Source organism: Sporosarcina koreensis, from assembly GCF_001531445.1.
In the GTDB taxonomy this organism is placed as follows: Bacteria; Bacillota; Bacilli; order Bacillales_A; family Planococcaceae; genus Sporosarcina; species Sporosarcina koreensis_C.
Map to the genome: position 1 here is coordinate 9162 of NZ_LQYA01000171.1, position 22523 is coordinate 31684.

A 22523-nucleotide genomic window follows, 5' to 3' on the forward strand; every position below is an offset into this window, starting at 1 on the left:
GAAGGAACGACAAGGACGTCAGCTCGCCCAGCTGTTTCGCTCGTTATCCCTTTGTGCTTGGCAGATTCGATCGACACTGCATTGTCCAGAGCTAGGGGGCCGTCGACAATACAATCTTTTATTTGCCCTCTTTGATTCATGACGACGAGCGCTGCTGCATCCGTTGTAGGTGTCATGGCAGGATTGATCGTCTCGATTGCAGCAAGTGGCGCGACAATCGGCATATCCACCCCACATGCTCTTGCAACGGCAACCGAATTGCGTATGATTTGCGCTTTCTCTTCCAAAGTAGGCGCAATGTTCATGCCCGCATCCGTGACGAAGAGCAGCCGATCATATCCATCCACTTCAAACGCCGCTACATGGGAAAGGACTTTACCAGTCCGTAACCCGTACTCTCCATTCAATACAGCCTTCAGGATGAGAGCGGTCGGCAAGTTGCCTTTCATCAGCACTTGCGCACGTCCGCTCGATACGGCACGTACGGACTCGTCCGCCGCTACATCCATGCTATCTGTATGAATGAGCGTGATGTAAGGATGTCCATCCAGTTCAGGGAAACGGTCTCTAATCGTTTGACGAAGCCGTTCTTCATTGTCAAATAGAAGAAAAGATGCAATTCCTTTCATAATTGCCTTTTCCACTGCCTCAAGCACTTCAGAATCGGCGGCGCATGCAACGGAGACGACCCGCGTTCCGGATGAGGCTGTTCTTTCGACTAATGCATCGAGTGTAGACATATCAGCAGCCTCCTTCAGATGAGTTTGTATTTTTCCATTTTGTAATATAACGAGCGCAATGAAATGCCAAGACGGTTCGCTGTCAATGATTTGTTTCCGTCGTGTTCATCCAACGCCTTTTCAAGCACGGTTCGTTCGTAATCATCCATTACCGAGGCCAGCGTGCTTTTTTCGGGAAGAACATCTTCACCCGCTCTCACCTCATTCGTGAAAAGCGACCTTCTTATATCTTCTTCCCCGATGACGACAGATCCATGCTTCATAAAAATCATTGCACGACTTAACACATTTTCTAGTTCACGGACATTGCCAGGCCATTCATAGTTTTGAAGCCTGAGCATAGCTTCTTCTGATATCTGTTCCACATTCATGCCAAACTCTTGGTTCAGTTTTTTCAAAAGATGAAGTGCCACTTCCGGAATATCCAACTTCCTTGTTCGTAATGGTGGAATTTGGATAGACAGCCGAGTAAATACATAGAACAAATCCATGTTAAAAGAGCCTTCATGGATTGCCTTTTCAAGATTTTTGGATGATGCCACGATAATCCGCGCAGTCTCAGAAGAGTATTGGCCTTTCAAATAGTCGAGAAGCCTGGATTGGACGGATAAAGGCAGATCAGTCACTTCGTCCAAAAAGAGCGTTCCCTTTCCAGCTTCCGCAAGCAATCCAACCCTGAGCGTTGTTCCTGGATCCTGTTTTGCGTTTTCCCCGAAGATTTCCTTTTCGATAACAGCAGGGTCAATTGCTCCACAGTTCAGGCGAATAAACTTATTTGACTTTCTGTCACTCCCGCTATGAATCGCGTTTGCAAACAGCTCTTTCCCTGACCCCGCTTCCCCGCGCAACATGATAGGGATATCCGATTTCGAGGCAATTTTCGCTTGGTCGATCGCAAGTCCGATATCCGGAGAGATTCCATGAATATCATCGAATGTGCAAGTCGACTCCAACTTCCGGATCGTTTGTCTCGCCCAATCCAGTTCTTTCATCAGGCTTCGCATTTCGGTGATGTCATGAATGACCCCAATGCTGCCCTTCACTTGCTGATCGACTATGATAGGAGCAACGTTTACGATGACATCCCGATTGTCTTCCCCGATCCGCATATTGACGCCTCTGACCGGTTTTTTCGTTTTCAACACTTTCAGATGGATGCTTTCGCCTTCATTGATGTCTACAGTCGCAGGTTTTCCGATGATTTCATCTTCAGATAAGCCTGTGATTCGTGTATACGCCGGATTGACAAGAATGCCATTTCCCTTTTCATCGACAACTGAAATTGCATCGTCACTCGAATGAATGATCGCTTCCAGCATCGTTTTCACTGAATTTAAATCGGTAATCTCCTCGGCGAGTTTGACAATTTCAGACATATCCTTGAATAATGCAAACGCGCCAAATGTTTTCCCTTCCGCCGATATAAGCGGATAACGGGAACTGACGATTTTGACCCCATTTGGCAGGACCAATTCTTCATTCACTTCAGGTTGTCCGGACGTAAGTACTCTGACCAGTTTGCTGTCAGGTATGATTTCAAAAATTGATTTACCGATTGCATTAAAATCAGAAACTTCCAACATCGTGCAAGCGCTTTCATTAATGAAATCAATTACGCCGTCATGATTGATGCCAATCATGCCTTCATCAATTGAGTTGAAAATGTGCCGTTGCCGGTACATTTCCGTTTGGATTTTTTGGATGTACTGCTTATTTTCATTCAAGAGACCTACTAAAAGATTCGCGACTGAGCCGGGAATCAAAAGCGTATGCATCGGAATGTTTTTCAGCAACTCATCAAAAACCGTTTTTTCACCTGTTACATCAAATACAATCTGGACATCATTTGTCAGGAACGGCTTCCAATCGGAGCCGTGCGAGATTCCAAGATTCCTGGCAATGGTTAGTCCTGGTGCCTGTTCATCGATGTCGACAATTGCCGACACATTCATGAAATTCGAGTTCAAGAGCAGGTCCAATATATTCGTGCCGCCTGAGCCCGCTCCAACAATGAGTACATTTTGCAAGGATATTCATTCTCCTTTTAGCACCATGCAATCTTTTGCAAATCTATACTTATCATACACGATTGCACCGTCCTTGACAATAATTGTTGAGCAGGTAAAATTAAATTTGGTAAGGAGATTGATAATATGGCACGTATGGCAGCATTTGTCGTTCTTTTGATTCCCATCCTAATCACTGCAGGCGGCATTAAGCTTATGCGTGATTCACTTTTTGGAATCCAGTTCACCCCGTTTCCTTTCATCTGGCTTCAATTCATAGTCGGCTTGCTCATGTTCGGCGCAGGTCTCGCATTTTTTGCAGGTTTTCTCCTACGCCGCGATCGCAGGAAAGGACGGGTCCAAGATCGATTTAAATAATTTACAAAAGCGCAGGGTGGCGTATAACTGCGACAGGCATAAGGCTTTAGGGGAAGGCAGTCTAAGTTCGCCACTTCCTGTGGCAACGACTGCATACCCGCATCCATGCGGGCACGAAACGGTGCCCTTTGCCGTGCAGCAGAGCTGACTTATGACCCGAGCAAATCGAACTGCGCAGGGTTCGATTTGCCGTATTTCTGCGGTTTTTGCAGAAATTAAGGCAGACCTCTGCCACCCGGAGTCTAGACGATAACAATAACAAAAGCGGAGGGCGCCTGCCTAGAGACGATAGGCATAAGACGAAGATGCGTCGTGGCGCTTTTTGCCACAGAGCAGATTTGACTTATGACCCCGAGTCTCTGGCGCCCGGAGATTAGACGTCTCAAGATGAATCTAAAAAGGACATCGGTGAAAATCAACCGATGTCCTTTTCATTTTACTTCTTGAACCTGCCTGGAAAATCAGTTATCCAGCCATTGATATGCGAAGGCGGCTGGAGAGCAATTGCCTCCTTGCCGGTCACGCCATAAACTCTTAGCTTTTTCCCACTAGCGATCATTGCGCTAATATAGGGTTCTCTCAGCAGCCGTTTATGGAAGTTGAAACCATTTACGAAGTCGTATTTCTCTAAAAAATTCCAATCCGTGGTTTTTCTTTTTACAAGCAATGCTGTTTCGATAGATTGATCTATCCCTTTTACCTTTTTTAGTATGTCAGGATCGAATGAAGACAAATGGAGATTTTCCAACAGCATGGCGATATTGATTATTTCAGACAAAAATTCTGGCCTTTCGGAAACCGTTTCCTTCAACTCAATGTTCAAGGCCATATCATTCAACTCGCAGAATGAAACCACTTCACGCAATGTAGGAATACGATGACCTTTTAGTCGCCGTAAAAACTTTTTGCCCACTTTAATGCAATTCAGTTCACTGAATTGGAGATCGGAAACGCGTTTCCGGATTCCCGATATTCTGAAAAGGTCTACGTCATGAACGACGACAGGCACTCCATCCTTCGTCAATTGTATATCCAATTCGATGCCGTCTGCTTTTTGCCTTGCTGCTTCCTTGAACGCGCTCATCGTATTTTCAAAACAGATGCCCGAGGCGCCTCTATGAGCGAACACCATCGGATTAGACATTAAGGATTTTGTCAACAACTTCAAAGACACCTTTCGCCGTTTTATTCAGTAAGCTTGATTTGGAACCTATTTGAATGATGACTCCAGGGTACGCCTCGCGTGCAACTTCAATTTGAGGCGCCTTCGCTGTTTTTATTTTGTATAGTCCGAGCTGTATCTCCCGATCGAGTTCGAACATCCTGTCTCTTCCAGATTCAAGTGTCTGCTGCAGTTTATTATATGCATCTGCCTGCTCCCCGCGCAATTGATCCGAAAGTGCTCCGGTCATCGATAGCTGGGTTTCGAGATTTCCGTTTGTTTTCTGCAACTCCTTCAATTCCAACGCCATTTGTTGGATTTCCTGGTAGATTAAATCTTTATCGATTCCTTTTGCATGTAAATGGGTAGTCCTTTCATGGGTGTTGCCAGCGTATCCGCATTCAATCCTGAAAAGCGCTTCAATACGGCCGCCAATGATTTTCCCTCTATCTTTATTAACTAAAACCGTTTGGCCGACAACGTCAGATCCCAGAATATATAATCCGACATGGATATTCTTTGCAAATAACTTGCAATTGTTTGCATGTTTGATGTACATATCACCACTGGCTTCTATTAGGGAAATATTCCCGCCAAATACCCCGCCCTTAATATACACATCCCCTTCAGATGAGCAGATTTCTTTGGCATTCGTTACACCTTCATTCCCTTCTATGGAAATGTCTCCTGTTGCATTCACCGAATAGCCTGCCATGACCGTTCCATACACAGTCACCGCTCCGTCAAATGTGATGGAACCTGTTTCAGGGCCTACATCCCCATTGATGATCAGATGTTTGCCGACACTGACATAATCATCAACGAATTCAAGCGCTCCGCCGAATAAGGCACGAAGAACAATTTTCCCTTGCTCCTCCACTTCCACGACGGATTTCCGGTCAAACTGCAGTTTTGAATCGGTTCCCGGCAATGCAACGACAATATCCCCAAAAACATTCTTTCCTGCAATGCCATCGGTAGGTAGGATTTTTTCACCTAACCAATCGCCATCCTCGACATGTGTGACAAAATTCATCTCATAGTAATCCGCCAAGCCATCTTCACGGATTACAGGCTTTTTTTCAGGCTTTTCTATGTATGTAATTTTGGCGTCCTCGCCTTTCACTGGTTCCTGTCCGGCTGCGGCTACGATAGCAATCCCCGGATGCAGATCGTCTTCTTCCAAATCAAGTAAGCCGAAAACAATGCCATGGTATTGCAATGATTTTTCAATTAAATCAAGCAATCTGTGTTTCTCCTCTTGAAATTCCGTAATTGTCAAATTGATAATGACCTCGGCTTTCATCTGATCAGGAGAGACCAACACTTCGATAAGAGGTAAATAGTATCCGATTTTATGGCCATTTCCAACTTCCGTGAGAGCTTTTCTCAATGCTGGAAATGATGCGATTTTGATTCTCGGGTTTTGGTTGGTAATCATATCAAACGATTTCAACGGAAAACCGGTCTTTTTTAAGTCGACTACTACATCCTCCTCGATAACGTGTAAGTCAAAAAAATCATTTTGAACTAGCAATTCGACACCCCGTTTACTCATTTCATCTTATCCATTATAAAGTTTAAACAATATTTCCACAATAGACAGTTGAAAAGAAAAAAGACACCGCGATATTCACGGTGCAGGATAAGAAAATTATTCAATGATACCAGTCAGCTTGCTACATGCTCAAGGCGGATTTTATCTGCAATCATCGCGATGAATTCTGAATTTGTAGGCTTGCTTTTCAAATGATGAACTGTATAGCCGAATGTTTTGGAAATGACGTCATAATTCCCCCGATTCCAAGCAACTTCAATCGCATGCCGAATTGCCCTTTCTACACGAGAAGGGGTTGTTTTGTATTTCTCCGCTATGTCGGGATAGAGGATCTTCGTTACGGAGCCAAGCAGATCGACGTCCGTGTAGACCATTTGGATCGCCTCTCTCAAAAATGCATATCCTTTAATATGGGCAGGTACTCCGATTTCTTTTATAATCGAAGTAATTGTAGTATCAAGCGCCCGCTGTGTCATTGTAGTGTCCGCTTCCACCTGTTTGTGAACGATTGGCTTTGAGGGTTTTGACGTTCCTGAAATTTGGAAGATCTGTGAAACCAGTCTGTCAAACTCAAATGGCTTCAGCATGAAATAAGACGCGCCAAGGACACCCGCTTGAGCCATAACATCTTCTTGCCCGAATGCAGTCAACATGATGATGTGCATATCGGATAATTCGGGATCTTTCTTGATCGTATCCAAGACGGCAATCCCATCCAAATGTGGCATGATGATATCCAAAAGAAGAAGATCGGGTTTATTTTCCTGCAACATGGAAAGACATACTTTCCCATTATGCGCCGTCCATATCACTTCCAATTCAGGATGCTGCCCGAAATAGGCATCCATCGTGCTTACCAGTTCCTTGTTATCGTCCGCAATAGCAATCCTTACTTTCCCCATCCCATTTTCCCCCTACTCGTTTTTCATCCATGTCAATATTCCCCATGAATCTATTATTCGCATGAAAACGAACTGCTGTAAAGGAAAATTTCGACAAACATTTGAACATTCCTTCTGTTTTTTGAAAAATGAAACTTACGGATTATAGTTTCGTCATTATTCGACTGCATTCAACGAAATAAGCCGATCCGCATGTGGGATCGGCTTTTCCTTTTCCATTATCTTCGACTTTCACCATCCCGCATCGTGACTAAAAACAAACCTGCACCTTTTTTCGGTTCATCGACAAACATATGAGTGACCGCGCCGACAAACTTGCCACTTTGTATGACGGGGCTCCCACTCATGCCCTGTAAAATCCCACCAGTGGCTTCCAGCAATTTCGCATCAGTTAAAATGAAATGGAACTGCTCTTCCTCAACCTCTGTGATTCGGATGGAGAATTTTTCGACTTCCGTCCCTTTTACTGTAGTAAAAATTTCCGCTGCCCCTGCTTGTAATTCCGTCGGTTGCATAATTTCGAGAGGTTCAGCTAACACTTTCTTATAAGCATCGTTCCACGTACCGAAAATCCCGTAAATCCCATTGGTTCGAATCGTCCCTAAATAATCTTCATTGTCTACGATGGAGGAGATTTTGTACCCAGGAGAGCCTGGTATACTTTTCTTGATCTGTTCAATTTCTGAAAGGTATATCGCGCCATGTTTAAAAGGCGGTGGTGATTTCAAGGAGCTGTCGACAATTTGATGGCCAAGGGCTCCATAGGTGCCTTTTTGCGGATCGACATATGTCAGTGTGCCGGTACCTTCCGTTCGGTCTTTTAGAAAAGGCAGGAGTCGGTTTACTGCATCCTTTTCCGCCAACACTTCAACTGTTGCACCTTTTCGATTGATATTCATGAGGATTTTCTCTTTTTTCGCTTTCATCATGACGCGTTCGAAATCGCTGAGACTAACGATATCCGTACTGTTAACCCGGATGATGGAATCGCCTGTCTTCAGCCATTGTTCATTATTGACCAGTACATCATTCGTGACAAAAATGCCCGATAAATCCATTTGAATACCAATTGAATGGCCCATCGGAATAACCTTGTCACCGGATGAAGCGGTAATTTCTTTTTGGAACGGCAGGAAAAACAAAAGCGCGGCAAACGAAGCGGATAACATCAGTCGTTTACTCCATCCCATGGTTCACCTCCTCAGCTGAAAGATACTATTGGTATGTCCGTTCAGGTGAATCTTATGAAAGGTTAAATCATGAAAAAAACGCATACATGAAGTATGCGCTTAAATCCGGAAAGTCGTTTTCCGTTCGTCAGCCATCGTTAAAAGTTCGTCGGCATGCTGCAATGTAAGTGAAGTGACTTCCGCACCTGACAGCATCCGTGATAATTCCTTGGTTCTGTCAAGATCGGTAATTTCAGCAACCGCCGTTGTTGTACGATTGCCTTTCACTTCTTTCCTGATCAGCAAGTGATGGTCAGCCATTGCCGCAACTTGCGGGAGATGTGATATGCATAGCACTTGTGAATGGGTGGAGATCATTGCGATTTTATCTGCGATTGCTTGGGCGACGCGTCCACTTACCCCAGTATCGACTTCATCGAAAATGATTGACGTTATTCCTTGGTGCTTGGAAAAAATCGTTTTCAGCGCCAACATGATCCTCGACAATTCGCCTCCAGATGCGATTTTCACAAGCGGTTTCAAGGGTTCACCAAGATTGGTGGAAATGAGGAAAACCACTTCATCAAAGCCATTGCTGTCATAATTATTGGATGCTTTTCGACTGATGGAAACTTTGAAAGAGGATTTCTCCATATGCAATTCTTTCAGTTGTTGCATAATCGCATCTTCCAAAAGGACAGCTGATTCTTGTCGGATAATGGATAATTCATTCGCTTCCACTGCCAGATCTTTTTCCAGCTGAGCGAGTTTTTCCTGTTCTAGGACAAGTCGTTCATCCCGATTAAGCAATTGGTCAAGATCTTCCGCAATCTTCTCTCGATAAATGAGGACATCTTCTATCGTCGCTCCGTATTTGCGCTTTAATGATACAAGCATCGCAAGTCGATCTTCGACAACTGGTAACCTTGTGGGGTCAAATTCCATTCGATCGATGATGTTCTTCAATTCATGTGCAGTATCTTGCAAAGAGTAGAAACTTGTTGAAATGATTTCCGAGTGGGATTCCAGATCCTTGTCGATTGAAGCGGCATCTTCCAAATCGCTCATCGCAGACCCGACCCAGTCCAAAGCATGGTTGTCCCCGCTGATTGATTCATAGGCAGTGTTCAAACGTTCGAAGATCCTATTAAAGTGTTGCAGTTTCAGCTTTTCCTCTTCGAGCTCTTCCTCTTCTCCAATGACCAGCTCAGCATTGTCAATTTCTTTCAGTTGAAAAGAATAAAGATCAATGCGTTGTGCCACTTGCTGTTCATTCTCATTAGCTGTTTCAAGCCTTCGCTTCAATTTCGTATAGTGATGATAAATATCGATATAATTGCGGTGCGCTTCGGCCAATTTCGATCCAGCAAATTGATCGAGGAGATGTATATGCCGCTTTTCATGCATCAATTCTTGGTTATCATGCTGTCCATGGATATCTATCAATTGCGAACCGATTTCCCTTAAACTCGCAATCGTTACGAGTTTGCCATTTACCCGGCAAGTCGTTTTGCCGTTTGCGTTCAAATAGCGTCTTAGGATAATGCTTCCATCCTCGCATTCTATTCCGAATTCAGAGAGTTTCCCAAAGACGGGATGATGCTCGTCATCGATTGTGAACATCCCTTCCAATTCAGCCTTTTTTGCCCCATGGCGAATGAATTCCTGCGACCCTCTGGCGCCTGCAAGTAACTGAACGGCATCAATAATTATGGACTTGCCAGCGCCGGTTTCACCAGTCAGAACGGTTAAGCCTTCATCAAAAGTCACTTCGAGATGCTCTATTATGGCAAAATTATGAATGGAAATTTCGCTTAACATTCAAATATGCACCTCCTCCATCGGACGTTCAGCTCAAATGAGCGCTAACAGCCTTTCTTTCACTTCAACCGTTAACGACTCATCCCTGCAAATAATCATGCATGTATCGTCTCCGCAAATCGTTCCAAGCATTTCATCCCATCCTAAGTTATCAACAAGAGAACCAACTGCATGCGCATTACCTGGCAATGTCTTCAGGATAATAAAATGGCTGGCGCTATCAATACTTATGAAAGCATCCGTCAACATTCGGCGTAGCTTTTCCTCCGTATTGAATTTATGAACGGGCGGCAGACTATATTTATATCGGCCATCTGGCAATGGGACTTTGATGAGATGCAACTCTTTTATGTCCCGCGAAACGGTGGCTTGTGTCACGTCCACTCCGGTACTTTTTAATTTATCTACGAGCTGATCCTGTGTCTCCACTTCCTCATTTGTAATGATATCCCGGATACGCAGATGCCGTTGTCCTTTATTCAATACTATACCTCCCATGCTCATCTTCACACCTTTCTTTAGCAATCATGTCAATGCTTTATACGCCTCAGTGATCAATGCTCCGAAAGCAGAATTGTCATAAGGATTAACCGGATCATCCACCGCTTGCAGGTGGAAAAGGAATTCGATATTTCCTTCCCCGCCTGTCACCGGGGAAAAGGAAATGCCCCGTAATGAAAATCCATTGGCAATGGAAGCTTCTGCTATCTTTTGCAATACTTCCAAATGGACAGCCTTCTCCTTCACAATCCCTTTTTTCCCTACTTTATCTTTCCCCGCCTCGAATTGCGGTTTTACAAGCGCCACAACGTCCCCGCCTTCAGCAATGATTCGCTTAAGCGGAGGCAGTATCAATGTAAGTGATATGAAAGAGACATCAATTGTGGCAACTTGAGGTGTACCTTCTGTGAAATGTTCGGGAACCGCATGCCTGAAATTGGTTTTCTCCATGACGGTCACCCGCTCATCACTTCGAATTTTCCATGCAAGCTGGTTTGTTCCAACATCGAGAGCATAGCATTGTTTCGCACCGTTTTGCAGGGCGCAATCCGTAAAACCGCCTGTAGAGGAACCGATGTCCAAAACAATTTTATCTCGGACTGATAAATCAAATACTTCAAGCGCCTTTTCAAGTTTCAAGCCGCCCCGGCTCACGTATTTTAACGCCGAACCTTTAACGGAAAGGGGAGCGTCGATTTGAATCTTCTCGCCAGGTTTGTCCAGTCTTGTTTCAGCGGAGAAGACGATCCCCGCCATTATGGAACGTTTCGCCTGCTCCCTTGTCTCCACCAGCCCTCTTTGGACTAAGAGAACATCGACGCGTTCTTTTTGTTGACCGTTCGTCATACGATTTCCCTTTCGGCGCGAGTCGGTCCTTTAAGAGCAAATTCCATCGTCCTTACCACATTTTCTACGGTTAGGTCGATTTCTTCAAATAATTTATCAACACTGCCATGCTCGATAAATTCATCCGGAATCCCGATACGGCTAATGGACACATTTGCAGAGACATCATGTGCATATTCTATGACTGCACTGCCGAATCCTCCCGCCAATGCCGCCTCTTCCACAGTAACAATCGGTTTTCCTGTTGCGAAAAGCTGATCAAGCATAGACGTATCCATTGGCTTGATGAACCTTGCATTTACTACTTTCACATGGATGCCTTTTTTCGCAAGTGTTTCAGCTGCTTCCAGCGCCATAGGAATCGTCGTTCCGAATGTCAAAATCGAACCGTCCACTCCTTCACGCAACACTTCCCAAGTGCCAATCGGAATCGTTTTCAGCTTCGCATCCATTACGACCCCGAGACCATTTCCTCTCGGATATCTCATGGCAATAGGACCATCATTGTATTCCAATGCAGTCTTCACCATATGTTGCCCTTCGTTTTCATCTTTCGGCATCATAATGACAAGATTTGGCATATGTCGTAAAAATGAAATATCATAGACGCCATGATGAGTTTCGCCATCCGCACCTACGAGCCCTGCACGATCAATGCCGATAAATACATTCAGCTTCTGCCTCGTAATATCATGGAGCATCTGGTCGTATGCCCGTTGCAGGAATGTCGAATAGATCGCCAAAAATGGTTTCATACCTTGGGTAGCCAAGCCCGCTGCCATTGTAGTGGCATGCTGTTCAGCAATTCCAACATCAAAGAAACGATCCGGGAATTCAGCTGCGAAGGACTCCAATTTTGAACCTACCGGCATGGCAGGCGTAATGGCTGCAATACGTATGTCTTCCCTAGCGAGCTTCCTGACCGTTTCAGCTACTAATCCACTCCAAGACGGTGCTGTTGTCGGGGATTTCACAAAATCACCAGTCTCGATCTTGTAAGGCCCTGTGCCATGCCAAGTTCCGATTTTATCATTTTCGGCGGGCTGGTAGCCTTTCCCTTTTTTCGTAATTACATGTAGGAGGACAGGCCCCTCCACTTTTTTCGCATACTGAACATTCCGTTCCAAATCATTGAAATCATGGCCATCGATCGGACCCAAATATGTGAAGCCGAGTTCTTCAAAAAACACGCCAGAAACAAGCAGATATTTCAGGCTGTCTTTCACTCGTTCAGCAGCAGCCGCCACTTTTCCGCCAACTGCAGGGATCTTTTTCAGTATATATTCCAACTCGTCTTTAACACTATTGTATTTTCCTGCTGTCCTTAGCTTGCCTAACACATCATGCAGGGCTCCGACGTTCGGTGCAATCGACATTTCATTATCATTCAAAATGACAATCATATTCGTTTTCAGATGCCCAATATGGTTCAATGCTTCCAAAGCCATTCCACCCGTCAATGCACCGTCGCCGATGACCGGGATGACATGGTTTGAGTCACCTTGCATATCTCTGGCCGCAGCCATCCCTAAAGCTGCTGAAAGGGACGTGGAGCTATGCCCTGTCTCCCATACATCATGTTCACTTTCCGACATTTTCGGGAAGCCGCTTAACCCTTTGTATTGTCGTAACGTATCGAATTGACCCGCACGTCCCGTCAAAATCTTATGCACATACGCTTGATGTCCTACGTCCCAGATGATTTTGTCTTTCGGACTGTCGAAAAGCTTATGCAAGGCAAGCGTCAATTCGACGACGCCCAAGTTCGGACCGATATGACCACCTGTCACAGATAGGTTTTCAATTAAAAATTCCCGGATTTCTTTTGCCAATTCCGTCATTTGTTCTTTACTAAGTCTTTTAAGAAAAGACGGATTTGTAATCTGAGTGAGATCCACTACTATCACACACCTTCATAATTTATTGCCACGTAGTCAAAGTAATATTTTCATTATAACAAGAAGGTTCTACAATAGGAACTATTGGACCATAATCCGGATAACCGGTTTTTCATGCCAAAGATTTGTCATGCATTTCTTTGGACGATATAATCTGCAAAAAGTTTTAACATGGAGTTTTCCTTCTGTAAAAAAGCCAAGCTCTCGACTGCATCTCGATGATATTTTTCTAATTGTCGCTGAGCGCCTTCAAGCCCTAATAGGGAAGGATACGTCGACTTGTCGCTCGCAGCATCGCTATTCGCCGTCTTCCCTAGTTGTTCGGTTGTTGACGTGACATCTAAAATATCGTCCTTGATCTGGAATGCCAACCCTATGTTCTTTGCATATTTGCGAAGCTGTTCCAACTCGGCATCTTGAGCATCGGATAGGATTGCGCCTGCTTCTATACAGAATGATAATAAAGCGCCGGTTTTATGCAGATGCACTTCTTCAAGCTCATGCAGCGATAAAGAAGCCGTTTCCCCTTCCATGTCAAGGACTTGACCACCGACCATCCCGTTCGCGCCTGATGCATCTGCTAAAGAAGCGATCAATTTGATAACCTGGTCCGGTCTCGCATGTTCCAATGAAGCTAATATCCCAAATGCTCTCGTCTGCATCGCATCTCCGGCAAGAACAGCTGTCGCTTCGCCGTATACTCGATGATTCGTCGGCTTTCCCCGTCTGAAATCATCATCATCCATGCATGGCAAATCGTCGTGGATGAGAGAGTATGTATGGATGAGTTCAGCCGCACTCGCAACTTTCAACTCATCGGCAGATTCCTTTCCGAAATCGGCAAGAACCGCCAAGACGAGAAGAGGACGGATTCGTTTACCTCCTGCATTCACTGAATAGAGCATGGATTCCTTCAAGGACGGAGAGGTTTTTTCCGATTCGATCAAATGATTCAATTCCGCATCGATCAATGGCGCTTTTTCTGCAATGAACATCTTCAGTCGTTTATCCATTCGTCTCATCCCGACCTTTCGATGGATCGAACGGCGTCGCCTGTCCATTATTGTCTATTATTGAGATTAACTGCTTTTCCGCGTCCGACAATTTTCCATGACAATATGCGGAAAGCTCCATTCCTTGCTTGTACAATGTGATGGCGTCCTCTAAAGGAACGTCACCCGATTCCAATTTTTGAACAATGCCTTCCAACTTTGACATCGCTTCTTCAAATCGAAGTGTTTCCTCGCTCATTTAGTTTTCCTCCTCATCCTTCATCGTGATCGACTTGATTTCCGACTCCACAATACCGTCTTGCATCCGGACCTGCAGCGTCTCGCCAATCTCAAGCCCGATTACGGAATTCGCGACAGTTCCTTCTTTATAGGCTATTGAAAATCCGCGTTCCATGACTTCCAACGGATTTAGCGCTTTCAGCATCCTGATTGCCGAACTGAATTGTTCGGTCTTATTCCGTAGCTCGCTTTGCATCGCCCTTTTCATTCTTTCGTTTACTACTAAAAGGTTTCGATCTTCTTCTTTAATTCGCTGCAGCGGGGAATAAAACGAAAGCATCCTATCCAAACGGTTATGATCTGCTTTCCTGTTTGCGGTAAGTTCATTCCTGCTCCTTAGCAGCCGGTCATCCAACCCGCTCAGCTTTTCTGTGAATGGACGATAGAGCCTTTCCGGGAATTGCAGCGGATAAGATTGCTGATATGTTGTCAGTCGTTTGCGTTCGAGTTTGATTTGATTCGAAAGTGAGCTATACATCGAGCGCTTCCGTTCCACTATCCTCTCAAACAATTCTTCCCTCGAAGGGACCGCCAGTTCAGCGGCTGCAGTTGGGGTAGGTGCCCTCAAATCCGCTACAAAATCCGCAATGGTCGTATCCGTCTCATGTCCGACAGCGCTAATGATAGGTATTCTGCAAGAAAAGATCGCCCTTGCAACTGTCTCATCATTGAAAGCCCACAGATCTTCTATGGACCCACCGCCCCGTCCGAGTATCAATACATCAATCGAACCGTGCAGCTCCGCAAGCTCCAGTGCCCGTACAACGGAAGGCGCCGCCTGAGGTCCTTGCACGATTGCCGGGAACAGATAAATGTCGGCTAACGGATATCTCCGTTGCAACGTGGAACAGATATCCCGGATTGCAGCTCCTGACTGGGCAGTGATGACACCGATCTTCTTTGGCAATGCAGGCAGCCTTTGTTTCCAACGCGAATCGAACAGACCTTCTTTCGAAAGCGTCTTTTTCAATTGTTCGTAAGCGAGATATAACGCCCCGACGCCGTCCGGCTGCATCGATTGGACGTATAGTTGGTATTGACCGCTCGATTCATACACATTCACATCGCCGGTGATCAGGACATTCATCCCTTCTTCCGGTTTGAACTTCAATGATCCCGCAGCTGAACGGAACATGGCGGACTGTATCCTGCTTTTATCATCTTTCAACGTAAAATAAATATGTCCGCTTGGATGAATTTTCACGTTGGAAAGTTCACCTTTCACAAAGACATTTCTTAAATATGGATCCGCTTCAAATTTGCGTTTTATGTATTTTGTCAATGAATGTACGGAAAGATACGCATTTTCACTCAACAAATTCACCCCCAGGGTTTCCGACGTATAGAAACGCTGTCTTTCCATTGAAAAACAGCGCCTCCCATTTTTATGATTGCTCAGTAAAAGAATCGAATAATACTGATTAACCTTCTTAGTTGCTCTTCTCTTTTCGGCAAGCCATTTCAGCGCTTTGCAATGTATTCTTAAGAAGCATCGTAATGGTCATCGGACCTACACCGCCCGGTACAGGTGTGATGGCTGAAGCGACTTTCTTCGCTTTTTCAAAATCGACATCCCCGCATAGTTTTCCGTTTTCATCCCGATTCATTCCGACATCAATGACAACTGCACCGTCTTTTATATGCTCGTCCGTTACGAATTTCGCACGGCCAATGGCAACGATCAGAATATCAGCCTGCTTCGTGAATGATGGAAGGTCTTTCGTTCTTGAATGGCAATACGTCACCGTTGCATCTTTTTGAAGCAGCAATTGGCCCATCGGTTTCCCGACGATGTTGCTTCTCCCGATGATCACAGCATGCTTCCCTGCGATTTCAATGCCTGAACGTTTCAGCATTTCCATAATTCCATGCGGTGTGCATGGAAGGAATGTCTCTTGTCCGATCATCATCTTCCCGACATTTTGAGGATGAAAGCCATCGACGTCCTTGCTTGGGTCGATCGCTTGGATAACAAGATCCTCATCTATATGATCCGGTAAGGGCAATTGGACTAAAATCCCATGGATAGAGTCATCATTATTCAATTTATTGACATTGGCCAATAATTCCTGTTCCGACACCGTTGCAGGCAGTCTGATCAGTTCTGACTTCATGCCGGCTTCCACACTGGATTTCTCCTTATTTTTCACATATGTCTGAGATGCAGGGTTTTCGCCGACGAGAATGACGGCAAGGCCCGGTTTACAGCCCGATGCCTCCAGCACGTCAACCCCTTGCTTTATTTCCCCTCTAAGTTCCTTGCCGATCGCCACACCATCAATTAATTTTGCGGTCATCCGATTTCCCTCCACCTGACAGTATTATTTCTCTTCGAACTTCGAAAGGACGCCATTTACAAAGCGGCCCGACTTTTCATCTCCGAATTGCTTACAAAGTTCTACAGCCTCGTTCAAAATAACTTTATGGGGTACATCTTCGTGATACAGCAGCTCATAAACTGCCAATCTGAGGATTGTCCTTTCAATTTTCGGCAATCTGTCCAGCGACCAATTTTCAAGTTTGCTTGAAAGCACCTTGTCCACTTCCTCACGATGTTCAGTCGTCCCTTTGACGAGTGATTCATAGAATGGATTAATCGGCCGTTCCATTATATAGGGAATTGCTTCTTCAATCGACATTTCCGTATTATCCAATTGAAAAAGCGTTTGAACAGCCTTTTCACGTGCTTCTCTTCGTTTCATTCGTTTGTCTCCTCCACTACTGTGTCTCTTGGGCTTTATCATAGCATATTCAGTTGATGAAGATATAGCAGAACAAGTTGAAAAGCACCATCCATTGGACGATGCTTTTCAGATCATTCTGCTTCCGGATGCGTATCGAAATCGATGCCGGTTATATGGACGTTTACCTCTTCCGTCTCAAGCGAAGTCATATTGTAAACAGCATGCCTGATCTGTCTTTGAATCTCCGTCGCTACAGTGGGTATCGAGTGGCCATATTGAACGACGCAATATACATCAATGACGAGTTTATCGCCGGTCCAATCCGTCTTGACCCCTTTTCCATGGAACACTTTGCCGAACTTCTCCGCAACCCCGGTTGCGAAGTTGCCTTTCGTCGTTGCGACGCCTTCGACTTCGTTCGTTGCAATGCCGATGATGACTTCAAGCACTTCTGGAGCCAATTGAACGCGGCCTAAAACCTCGTCTCCCTTTGAACTCTTTCCTGTGAATGAAGGATTTGCCTTATCAGCCATTCCACTTCTCCTCCCTCTCCAATGCATTTCGTACTCCAGCTTACTTATCCGGCCTTCACAAAAGCTTTTTCCGGAACAGCAGCTCACTCCATGACTGTATACTTCTCAAGGAACTTCGTATCAAAATCACCAGACTTGAACACTTCATGGTCCATCAAATTCAGATGGAAAGGAATCGTCGTATCGACACCTTCAATGATGAACTCGTCAAGTGCACGTTTCATTCTTGCGACCGCTTCTTCACGTGTATCAGCATGAACGATCAATTTCGCCACCATTGAATCATAGAACGGAGGGATGCTATACCCTGTATACATCGCAGAATCGACCCTGACTCCAAAACCACCCGGCGGCATGTACATAGTCACTTTCCCCGGTGAAGGCATGAAGTTTTTCGCAGGATTTTCCGCATTGATTCGGCATTCGATCGCCCATCCGTTAATCTTGATATCCTTTTGACGATAAGCAAGCTTTTCTCCTGCAGCCACTTTCAATTGCTGTTGGATCAGATCGATTCCGGTGATCATTTCGGTCACTGGATGTTCCACCTGAATGCGGGTATTCATTTCCATGAAATAAAATTCATCGTTGATATGATCGAAAATGAATTCGACAGTCCCGGCTCCTCTGTAGTTGACAGCCTCTGCAGCTTTGACAGCCGCCTCTCCCATCTTCTCACGCAGTTTCGGGGTAAGGGCAGGCGAAGGAGCCTCCTCTACGAGCTTCTGCATCCTTCTTTGGATGGAGCAATCGCGTTCCCCCAAATGGATTGTATTGCCATGCTTGTCAGCAAGAACTTGGACTTCGACATGTCGGAACTCTTCGATGAACTTTTCAAGGTATACGCCAGGGTTTCCGAATGCCGCTGCAGCTTCCTTCTGAGTGATCTTAATGCCTTTGGCAAGTTCCTCTTCATTTCTTGCGACACGGATCCCTTTTCCGCCTCCGCCAGCTGTAGCTTTGATGATGACTGGGAATCCGATCTCTTTCGCCACTTTCAAACCTTCGACTTCATCCGCAACAATCCCATCGGATCCCGGGACAATTGGAACGCCCGCCTGCTTCATCGTTTCTCTTGCTACATCTTTTGTTCCCATTCTGGAAATCGCATCAGCAGTCGGACCGATGAATTCAATATTCACTTCTTCACAAAGTTCCGCAAAGCTTGCATTTTCAGCGAGGAAGCCATAACCCGGATGAATCCCATCACAACCTGTCAATTTGGCGATGCTGATGATATTGGAAAAATTCAAGTAGCTATCTTTCGAAAGTTTGGGCCCGATGCAATAGGCTTCATCGGCAAGCTCCACGTGAAGTGCTTCCCGGTCCGCTTCCGAATAGACGGCAACTGTTTGTATATCCAATTCTCTGCATGCCCGGATGATTCTTACTGCGATTTCGCCCCGGTTTGCAATCAATACTTTTTTCATCTTTGTATTCCTCCTCACTTCTGTTTGACTAGGAAGAGAGGCTGTCCATATTCGACCAATTGACCATCTTCCACTAGGATCTCCACGATTTCTCCGGAGACTTCCGCTTCGATTTCATTGAAGAGTTTCATCGCCTCAACAATGCAAACGATGGAATCTGTTTTTACGGAGTCACCTTTTTGTACGTAAGGATCCGCGTCTGGTGATGAAGACTTGTAAAATGTCCCGACCATCGGTGATGTGATTTTATGCAATGATGGATCGTTTTCAGCAATTGATGAATCTGTTGAAGGCTCCTTGCTCTCTTGTTTTGCAGGTGCTTGCTCAGATTGTTCCTTCTTCGTCTCTTGGACAGCAGGCTGCGCTTGCTGAACAAGCTCCTCTTTCCGTTGCTCAATTTGTACGGGTTGTTGTGTCCCGTTCGCTTTTTCAAGTTTAATTTTTGTTCCTTCTGATTCGAATGTAAATTTTTCAATGGATGATTGATCAATTAATTTAATGATTTCACGGATTTCTTGAATTTTCAACATGACAATTCTCCTGACTCATTTTTATTTACGTACCTCCTCCCTATTTTAGACGTTTTTCATGCATATTGAAATAGATATACTGGATTTGCTGTGAATTACGGTAAAATAAAAAGAAAAAGACCCATTTAGGGCCTCGTTTAAGCATTATTCCATGAATTCGACTTGGACGGTACGCGCATCTTCCCAACTCGTTAATACATATTGTGTAATTTCAGCTGCCATTTTTGTGGAATGTCCGCCATCTTCCGCGATTACAGACACCGTCACCTTTCCATTATCCTTACGTACAAACGCTTCCGGATAGCCTAGCGCCTTCAGTTTAGTTTCCATCGATGTTTCAGCAGATGTAAGTTTGGTGAGTTCCGCCATTTCATCATACGCTGCGCTTTTTTCTTCAGCAGTTGTATCAGGAGATTGCACTTTGGATAACAATTGATCTTGCAAATTGCTTCGCTCATTTCGGACTTCCATTCTCAACTCTTCAAATGCCATCGAGTCTGCATAGACGGTTTTCGTTTCCCCTTCAGCATCTCCAGTTTTTGAAACGGTGACTGCGTCGTTATCCCCGAAAATTGCCATTCCGTCTAACGTCATCGGAGCTTCCTTCTTCAAATAGTAGATTGAGATAACCGCAACAAGACTTAGTAAAGTTAAGAACCATACTGTTCGTTTATTCGCTTTCAACATGTATCCCCCTTTTCATTTCTTCGACGACTATCCGATGTTCAGGCAGTTGAAGAACCGTCGACAAGATTCGTGTCAATTCGTTTTTCGTTTTAGGATTGTCCGCCCCTTCTGCAATGACTAATACTCCTTGGAGCGGATTCTTTTTAACCGATGAAGACCCGGAGCCCGAAAAGTAACCGGATAATGGGCTTGGCTCTTCTTTTTGATCGTAATGGAAGAGAATGTACACTTCCCCAATCCCTTCTATCTTCATTAGTGCTTGTTCAAGTTGAGCTTCTTCCCGGCTCTCCTCCCCTTTCCCTATCTCCCCTCCCATCGAACCAATCGTCGAATTGATGAAAATGATGAGGACCGCTAGCAGCGTCCCAATGAAGAGCATATGAACTTTTCGTTTTGGTTTTTGCATATGATCACCATTTCATCCCTTCAAGCCGGATATGGTTCGTGTTATCTATGATGCATATTATGCTTGTTCAGAAGAGGCTATGACCAAAAATTCTCGTAATGGAATGAATGATCCAAATTCCCATCGCCATTTTTACAAGCGGCAGGAATTCATCCTCCTTCTCTTGGGGTAACAACAATAATGAGATGGAGGACAATACCGTGATGAATAATACGCCAGTCAAAAACTCTTGCATGTAATCCCTCATTTCACCGCGGTTATCAATTTAACAAGGATGACAGTAAACAAGGCTGTATAGATGAAAGCGAATGCGACGAGGAAGGAGACGGCGCAAAGGACGAATAGCGTTTTTCCGATATCATCGAGAATGCCTGTTACATCTTCATCCGCGAACGGTTCGATCAGCGCGGCTGTCCATCGATATAAAAAGCCGGTCAACAGCGTCTTTAACGTAGGCAAAAGGGCGACCGACCAGATTGTGACAATCAGCCATGCTCCGATAAAAACACTCGCGCCCGATGAATACCGTCCGATCGCCCCTAAACTATCCGTCATGAAAGAGCCGACGAGTGGAATGTTTTGACTGATCAACTTTTTAATCGGTTCACTAGTCACACCTGTCAACGCCCAGGAAATCGTACCACCCGCGGTAATGAAGATGGAATAAGCGGCTACTAGGGCTGAAACGAGCCCGATCAGGGTTCCCCTCAGTAAATCCGCCATCCTTGAAAACGGGACCGCTGGATGGAATCTTGAAATGATGTCAAACAGCATCGCCGCAGACAACAAAGGGATGAGTATCTTGTCCGATAGAATGACTGCTCCGTTTGCAAATAACAGCATAGCAGGCTGAAAGTTCAGCATGCTGAAGGAGCCGCCTGAAGCTAGAATACTTGCAGTCAATAACGGATAAATGGATATGAACATCGTTGCAACCGTCTGCGTGATGGATCGTATCATTTGCAGATGCTCATATGCCGGGAAAAGAACGACAGTGAGCACGATGAAGAACAGGAAGGTTCTCGTCCATTTGCTGAATGAAGGAAATAGGAAATCAAGCACCAACGCCATGAAAGTTGAAATGATAACAATAATGAAACTGGATAGGACTGTCCCGAGTACGGATTCGATCATAGGTATCATGGATTCTTCATCCGATCATTTAATAATAAATTTGGAGAGCGTGTCGAGCAGCGTCGCTAACTGCGGAAGCCAAAGAGACAGTATTGCAATTTTAATAGCTACATGTGCAATCGTTGCAATCGATTCATATCCCGCTTCTGCAACATGCTTTGAAATCAGTTCGGAAAAATAAAACAAAAAGACGCTTCCGATCAAAAGCTTCGCATAGGGACCTGGCAAAGGTTCGAACAAATGCATGAAGGTTTTTCCGAAAGGTATGATGATTGTCATACCGACATACGACAGAAAGAAAAGGAATATGGCTGCGTAAATGATTGGCTGCAAGCTCTTGGAAGCGAAGGACACGATTAGCAGAAGGAGGTAAATGACGACCAGTTGGAAAAGCGTAACCATTAGAATGCCAAGGAGAGCCATTGAAAGAACTCGGCAATTTCCGAAAAGAAAATCCTAAGGAAACGGAGCATTTCGGCGGCAATGTAAATGTAGGCTACGAAGAAAAGGAAAAATGAGAACTCCTTCTTACCGGTCTGTTCAAAGAAGACATGAAGAAAGCCGATGACCAATCCAATACCGGCAATGCGCAATAAATCATTCAATTCCAATTCGGGTTCCCCCTTCATGAACAACTTATGAAAGGGTGCGGTGAAATATGATGGAGTTATGTAGAGAAAAATGGATTTAAGCTACAGTCGGACGCTTTTCGCTTCAACCCTAGCTAATATACCCTTCTCTAATAAATCTTTATAGCAAAAAATAAAAAACATACTAAGATTAGTAGTGCAGACCAAGGCATTGGTTTGCACTACTATTTTTTATATAGTAGATGGTGAAGAAATA

At 44.8% G+C, this 22523-nt stretch carries 25 protein-coding genes; 1 reads left to right on the forward strand and 24 read right to left on the reverse strand.

The annotated features are described in order from the left end of the window. Both AWV70_RS16360 and AWV70_RS16365 read right to left on the reverse strand, forming a co-directional pair. The coding region (locus AWV70_RS16360; RefSeq protein WP_235588716.1) for a phosphate acyltransferase at positions 1-740 on the reverse strand (740 nt) is incomplete at its 3' end. 14 nt (positions 741-754) lie between these two features. Continuing rightward, positions 755-2767: a sigma 54-interacting transcriptional regulator gene (locus AWV70_RS16365; RefSeq protein ID WP_060209408.1), complete on the reverse strand. Its 2013-nt coding sequence runs from the start codon at positions 2765-2767 to the stop codon at positions 755-757. A 126-nt stretch (positions 2768-2893) separates the two neighbouring features. Between AWV70_RS16365 and AWV70_RS16370 the strand changes: the two genes are divergently transcribed. Next, positions 2894-3124 carry a DUF2627 domain-containing protein gene (locus AWV70_RS16370; RefSeq protein ID WP_060209410.1) on the forward strand — a complete coding sequence of 77 codons (231 nt, stop codon included), beginning with the start codon at positions 2894-2896 and terminating at the stop codon, positions 3122-3124. A 436-nt stretch (positions 3125-3560) separates the two neighbouring features. Here AWV70_RS16370 and AWV70_RS16375 read toward each other — a convergent pair whose 3' ends face one another. The 22 genes from AWV70_RS16375 to AWV70_RS16475 all read right to left on the reverse strand — a co-directional run bounded on the left by AWV70_RS16375 (position 3561) and on the right by AWV70_RS16475 (position 22288). Then, positions 3561-4286, reverse strand: coding sequence for a glycerophosphodiester phosphodiesterase (locus AWV70_RS16375; protein ID WP_060209412.1), 726 nt, complete (start codon positions 4284-4286; stop codon positions 3561-3563). Continuing rightward, positions 4261-5844, reverse strand: a complete 1584-nt coding sequence (locus AWV70_RS16380) for a DUF342 domain-containing protein (RefSeq protein ID WP_060209415.1) — start codon at positions 5842-5844, stop codon at positions 4261-4263. The genes AWV70_RS16375 and AWV70_RS16380 overlap by 26 nt, the downstream gene beginning before the upstream one ends. Positions 5845-5957: 113 nt before the next feature. Further along, positions 5958-6746, reverse strand: a complete 789-nt coding sequence (spo0A, locus tag AWV70_RS16385; RefSeq protein ID WP_060209416.1) for a sporulation transcription factor Spo0A — start codon at positions 6744-6746, stop codon at positions 5958-5960. Positions 6747-6964: 218 nt separating this feature from the next. Then, positions 6965-7936: a SpoIVB peptidase S55 domain-containing protein gene (locus AWV70_RS16390; protein ID WP_060209418.1), complete on the reverse strand. Its 972-nt coding sequence runs from the start codon at positions 7934-7936 to the stop codon at positions 6965-6967. 99 nt (positions 7937-8035) lie between these two features. Continuing rightward, complete coding sequence (gene recN / locus AWV70_RS16395) at positions 8036-9736, reverse strand: DNA repair protein RecN (RefSeq protein WP_060209420.1); 1701 nt, start codon at positions 9734-9736, stop codon at positions 8036-8038. Between the two features lie 33 nt (positions 9737-9769). Beyond that, complete coding sequence (ahrC, locus tag AWV70_RS16400; RefSeq protein WP_060209422.1) at positions 9770-10219, reverse strand: transcriptional regulator AhrC/ArgR; 450 nt, start codon at positions 10217-10219, stop codon at positions 9770-9772. A 42-nt stretch (positions 10220-10261) separates the two neighbouring features. Next, positions 10262-11083 (reverse strand): TlyA family RNA methyltransferase, encoded by an 822-nt coding sequence (locus AWV70_RS16405; RefSeq protein ID WP_060209424.1) that lies wholly within the window; start codon positions 11081-11083, stop codon positions 10262-10264. Further along, complete coding sequence (dxs, locus tag AWV70_RS16410) at positions 11080-12981, reverse strand: 1-deoxy-D-xylulose-5-phosphate synthase (RefSeq protein WP_060209426.1); 1902 nt, start codon at positions 12979-12981, stop codon at positions 11080-11082. The genes AWV70_RS16405 and dxs overlap by 4 nt, the downstream gene beginning before the upstream one ends. Before the next feature lie 128 nt (positions 12982-13109). Next, positions 13110-13994 (reverse strand): polyprenyl synthetase family protein, encoded by an 885-nt coding sequence (locus AWV70_RS16415; protein WP_060209428.1) that lies wholly within the window; start codon positions 13992-13994, stop codon positions 13110-13112. Next, on the reverse strand, positions 13987-14232 hold the full coding sequence (locus AWV70_RS16420) for an exodeoxyribonuclease VII small subunit (RefSeq protein WP_060209432.1): 246 nt from the start codon (positions 14230-14232) through the stop codon (positions 13987-13989). Before AWV70_RS16420 ends, AWV70_RS16415 begins: the two co-directional genes overlap by 8 nt. Continuing rightward, positions 14233-15588 (reverse strand): exodeoxyribonuclease VII large subunit, encoded by a 1356-nt coding sequence (xseA, locus tag AWV70_RS16425; RefSeq protein ID WP_060209464.1) that lies wholly within the window; start codon positions 15586-15588, stop codon positions 14233-14235. 115 nt (positions 15589-15703) lie between these two features. Beyond that, positions 15704-16570 (reverse strand): bifunctional methylenetetrahydrofolate dehydrogenase/methenyltetrahydrofolate cyclohydrolase FolD, encoded by an 867-nt coding sequence (gene folD, locus AWV70_RS16430; protein ID WP_060209434.1) that lies wholly within the window; start codon positions 16568-16570, stop codon positions 15704-15706. Between the two features lie 24 nt (positions 16571-16594). Continuing rightward, positions 16595-16975 (reverse strand): transcription antitermination factor NusB, encoded by a 381-nt coding sequence (gene nusB / locus AWV70_RS16435; protein WP_060209436.1) that lies wholly within the window; start codon positions 16973-16975, stop codon positions 16595-16597. Positions 16976-17088: 113 nt separating this feature from the next. After that, positions 17089-17490 carry an Asp23/Gls24 family envelope stress response protein gene (locus tag AWV70_RS16440; protein ID WP_060209438.1) on the reverse strand — a complete coding sequence of 134 codons (402 nt, stop codon included), beginning with the start codon at positions 17488-17490 and terminating at the stop codon, positions 17089-17091. A gap of 83 nt (positions 17491-17573) precedes the next feature. Beyond that, positions 17574-18920: an acetyl-CoA carboxylase biotin carboxylase subunit gene (accC, locus tag AWV70_RS16445; RefSeq protein ID WP_060209440.1), complete on the reverse strand. Its 1347-nt coding sequence runs from the start codon at positions 18918-18920 to the stop codon at positions 17574-17576. 14 nt (positions 18921-18934) lie between these two features. Further along, positions 18935-19450, reverse strand: coding sequence for an acetyl-CoA carboxylase biotin carboxyl carrier protein (gene accB, locus AWV70_RS16450; RefSeq protein ID WP_060209442.1), 516 nt, complete (start codon positions 19448-19450; stop codon positions 18935-18937). A 144-nt stretch (positions 19451-19594) separates the two neighbouring features. Continuing rightward, the gene (locus AWV70_RS16455) at positions 19595-20137 is read right to left on the reverse strand and encodes a SpoIIIAH-like family protein (protein WP_060209444.1); all 543 of its coding nucleotides are present in this window, start codon (positions 20135-20137) and stop codon (positions 19595-19597) included. Further along, positions 20121-20543 (reverse strand): hypothetical protein, encoded by a 423-nt coding sequence (locus AWV70_RS16460; protein ID WP_060209445.1) that lies wholly within the window; start codon positions 20541-20543, stop codon positions 20121-20123. The genes AWV70_RS16455 and AWV70_RS16460 overlap by 17 nt, the downstream gene beginning before the upstream one ends. Before the next feature lie 67 nt (positions 20544-20610). After that, on the reverse strand, positions 20611-20778 hold the full coding sequence (locus AWV70_RS23890; protein ID WP_160327677.1) for a hypothetical protein: 168 nt from the start codon (positions 20776-20778) through the stop codon (positions 20611-20613). Positions 20779-20786: 8 nt separating this feature from the next. Further along, positions 20787-21686 carry a stage III sporulation protein AE gene (locus tag AWV70_RS16465; RefSeq protein WP_060209447.1) on the reverse strand — a complete coding sequence of 300 codons (900 nt, stop codon included), beginning with the start codon at positions 21684-21686 and terminating at the stop codon, positions 20787-20789. A 15-nt stretch (positions 21687-21701) separates the two neighbouring features. Next, entirely contained in the window at positions 21702-22100 is a 399-nt protein-coding gene (locus AWV70_RS16470) for a SpoIIIAC/SpoIIIAD family protein (protein ID WP_060209459.1), read from the reverse strand. Next, on the reverse strand, positions 22079-22288 hold the full coding sequence (locus tag AWV70_RS16475; RefSeq protein ID WP_060209461.1) for a SpoIIIAC/SpoIIIAD family protein: 210 nt from the start codon (positions 22286-22288) through the stop codon (positions 22079-22081). The genes AWV70_RS16470 and AWV70_RS16475 overlap by 22 nt, the downstream gene beginning before the upstream one ends. Between the last annotated feature and the right edge of the window lie 235 nt (positions 22289-22523).

Coding starts and splice junctions, on each gene's coding strand:
- AWV70_RS16460 (WP_060209445.1), bottom strand. CDS start 20,543: ATGCAAAAACCAAAACGAAAAGTTCATATGCTCTTCATTGGGACGCTG.
- recN (WP_060209420.1), bottom strand. CDS start 9,736: ATGTTAAGCGAAATTTCCATTCATAATTTTGCCATAATAGAGCATCTC.
- accC (WP_060209440.1), bottom strand. CDS start 18,920: ATGAAAAAAGTATTGATTGCAAACCGGGGCGAAATCGCAGTAAGAATC.
- AWV70_RS16440 (WP_060209438.1), bottom strand. CDS start 17,490: ATGGCTGATAAGGCAAATCCTTCATTCACAGGAAAGAGTTCAAAGGGA.
- spo0A (WP_060209416.1), bottom strand. CDS start 6,746: ATGGGGAAAGTAAGGATTGCTATTGCGGACGATAACAAGGAACTGGTA.
- AWV70_RS16405 (WP_060209424.1), bottom strand. CDS start 11,083: ATGACGAACGGTCAACAAAAAGAACGCGTCGATGTTCTCTTAGTCCAA.
- folD (WP_060209434.1), bottom strand. CDS start 16,570: ATGACCGCAAAATTAATTGATGGTGTGGCGATCGGCAAGGAACTTAGA.
- AWV70_RS16465 (WP_060209447.1), bottom strand. CDS start 21,686: ATGATACCTATGATCGAATCCGTACTCGGGACAGTCCTATCCAGTTTC.
- AWV70_RS16455 (WP_060209444.1), bottom strand. CDS start 20,137: ATGTTGAAAGCGAATAAACGAACAGTATGGTTCTTAACTTTACTAAGT.
- AWV70_RS16390 (WP_060209418.1), bottom strand. CDS start 7,936: ATGGGATGGAGTAAACGACTGATGTTATCCGCTTCGTTTGCCGCGCTT.
- nusB (WP_060209436.1), bottom strand. CDS start 16,975: ATGAAACGAAGAGAAGCACGTGAAAAGGCTGTTCAAACGCTTTTTCAA.
- AWV70_RS16420 (WP_060209432.1), bottom strand. CDS start 14,232: ATGAGCGAGGAAACACTTCGATTTGAAGAAGCGATGTCAAAGTTGGAA.
- AWV70_RS16380 (WP_060209415.1), bottom strand. CDS start 5,844: ATGAGTAAACGGGGTGTCGAATTGCTAGTTCAAAATGATTTTTTTGAC.
- AWV70_RS23890 (WP_160327677.1), bottom strand. CDS start 20,778: ATGCAAGAGTTTTTGACTGGCGTATTATTCATCACGGTATTGTCCTCC.
- AWV70_RS16415 (WP_060209428.1), bottom strand. CDS start 13,994: ATGGATAAACGACTGAAGATGTTCATTGCAGAAAAAGCGCCATTGATC.
- AWV70_RS16470 (WP_060209459.1), bottom strand. CDS start 22,100: ATGGCTCTCCTTGGCATTCTAATGGTTACGCTTTTCCAACTGGTCGTC.
- accB (WP_060209442.1), bottom strand. CDS start 19,450: ATGTTGAAAATTCAAGAAATCCGTGAAATCATTAAATTAATTGATCAA.
- AWV70_RS16370 (WP_060209410.1), top strand. CDS start 2,894: ATGGCACGTATGGCAGCATTTGTCGTTCTTTTGATTCCCATCCTAATC.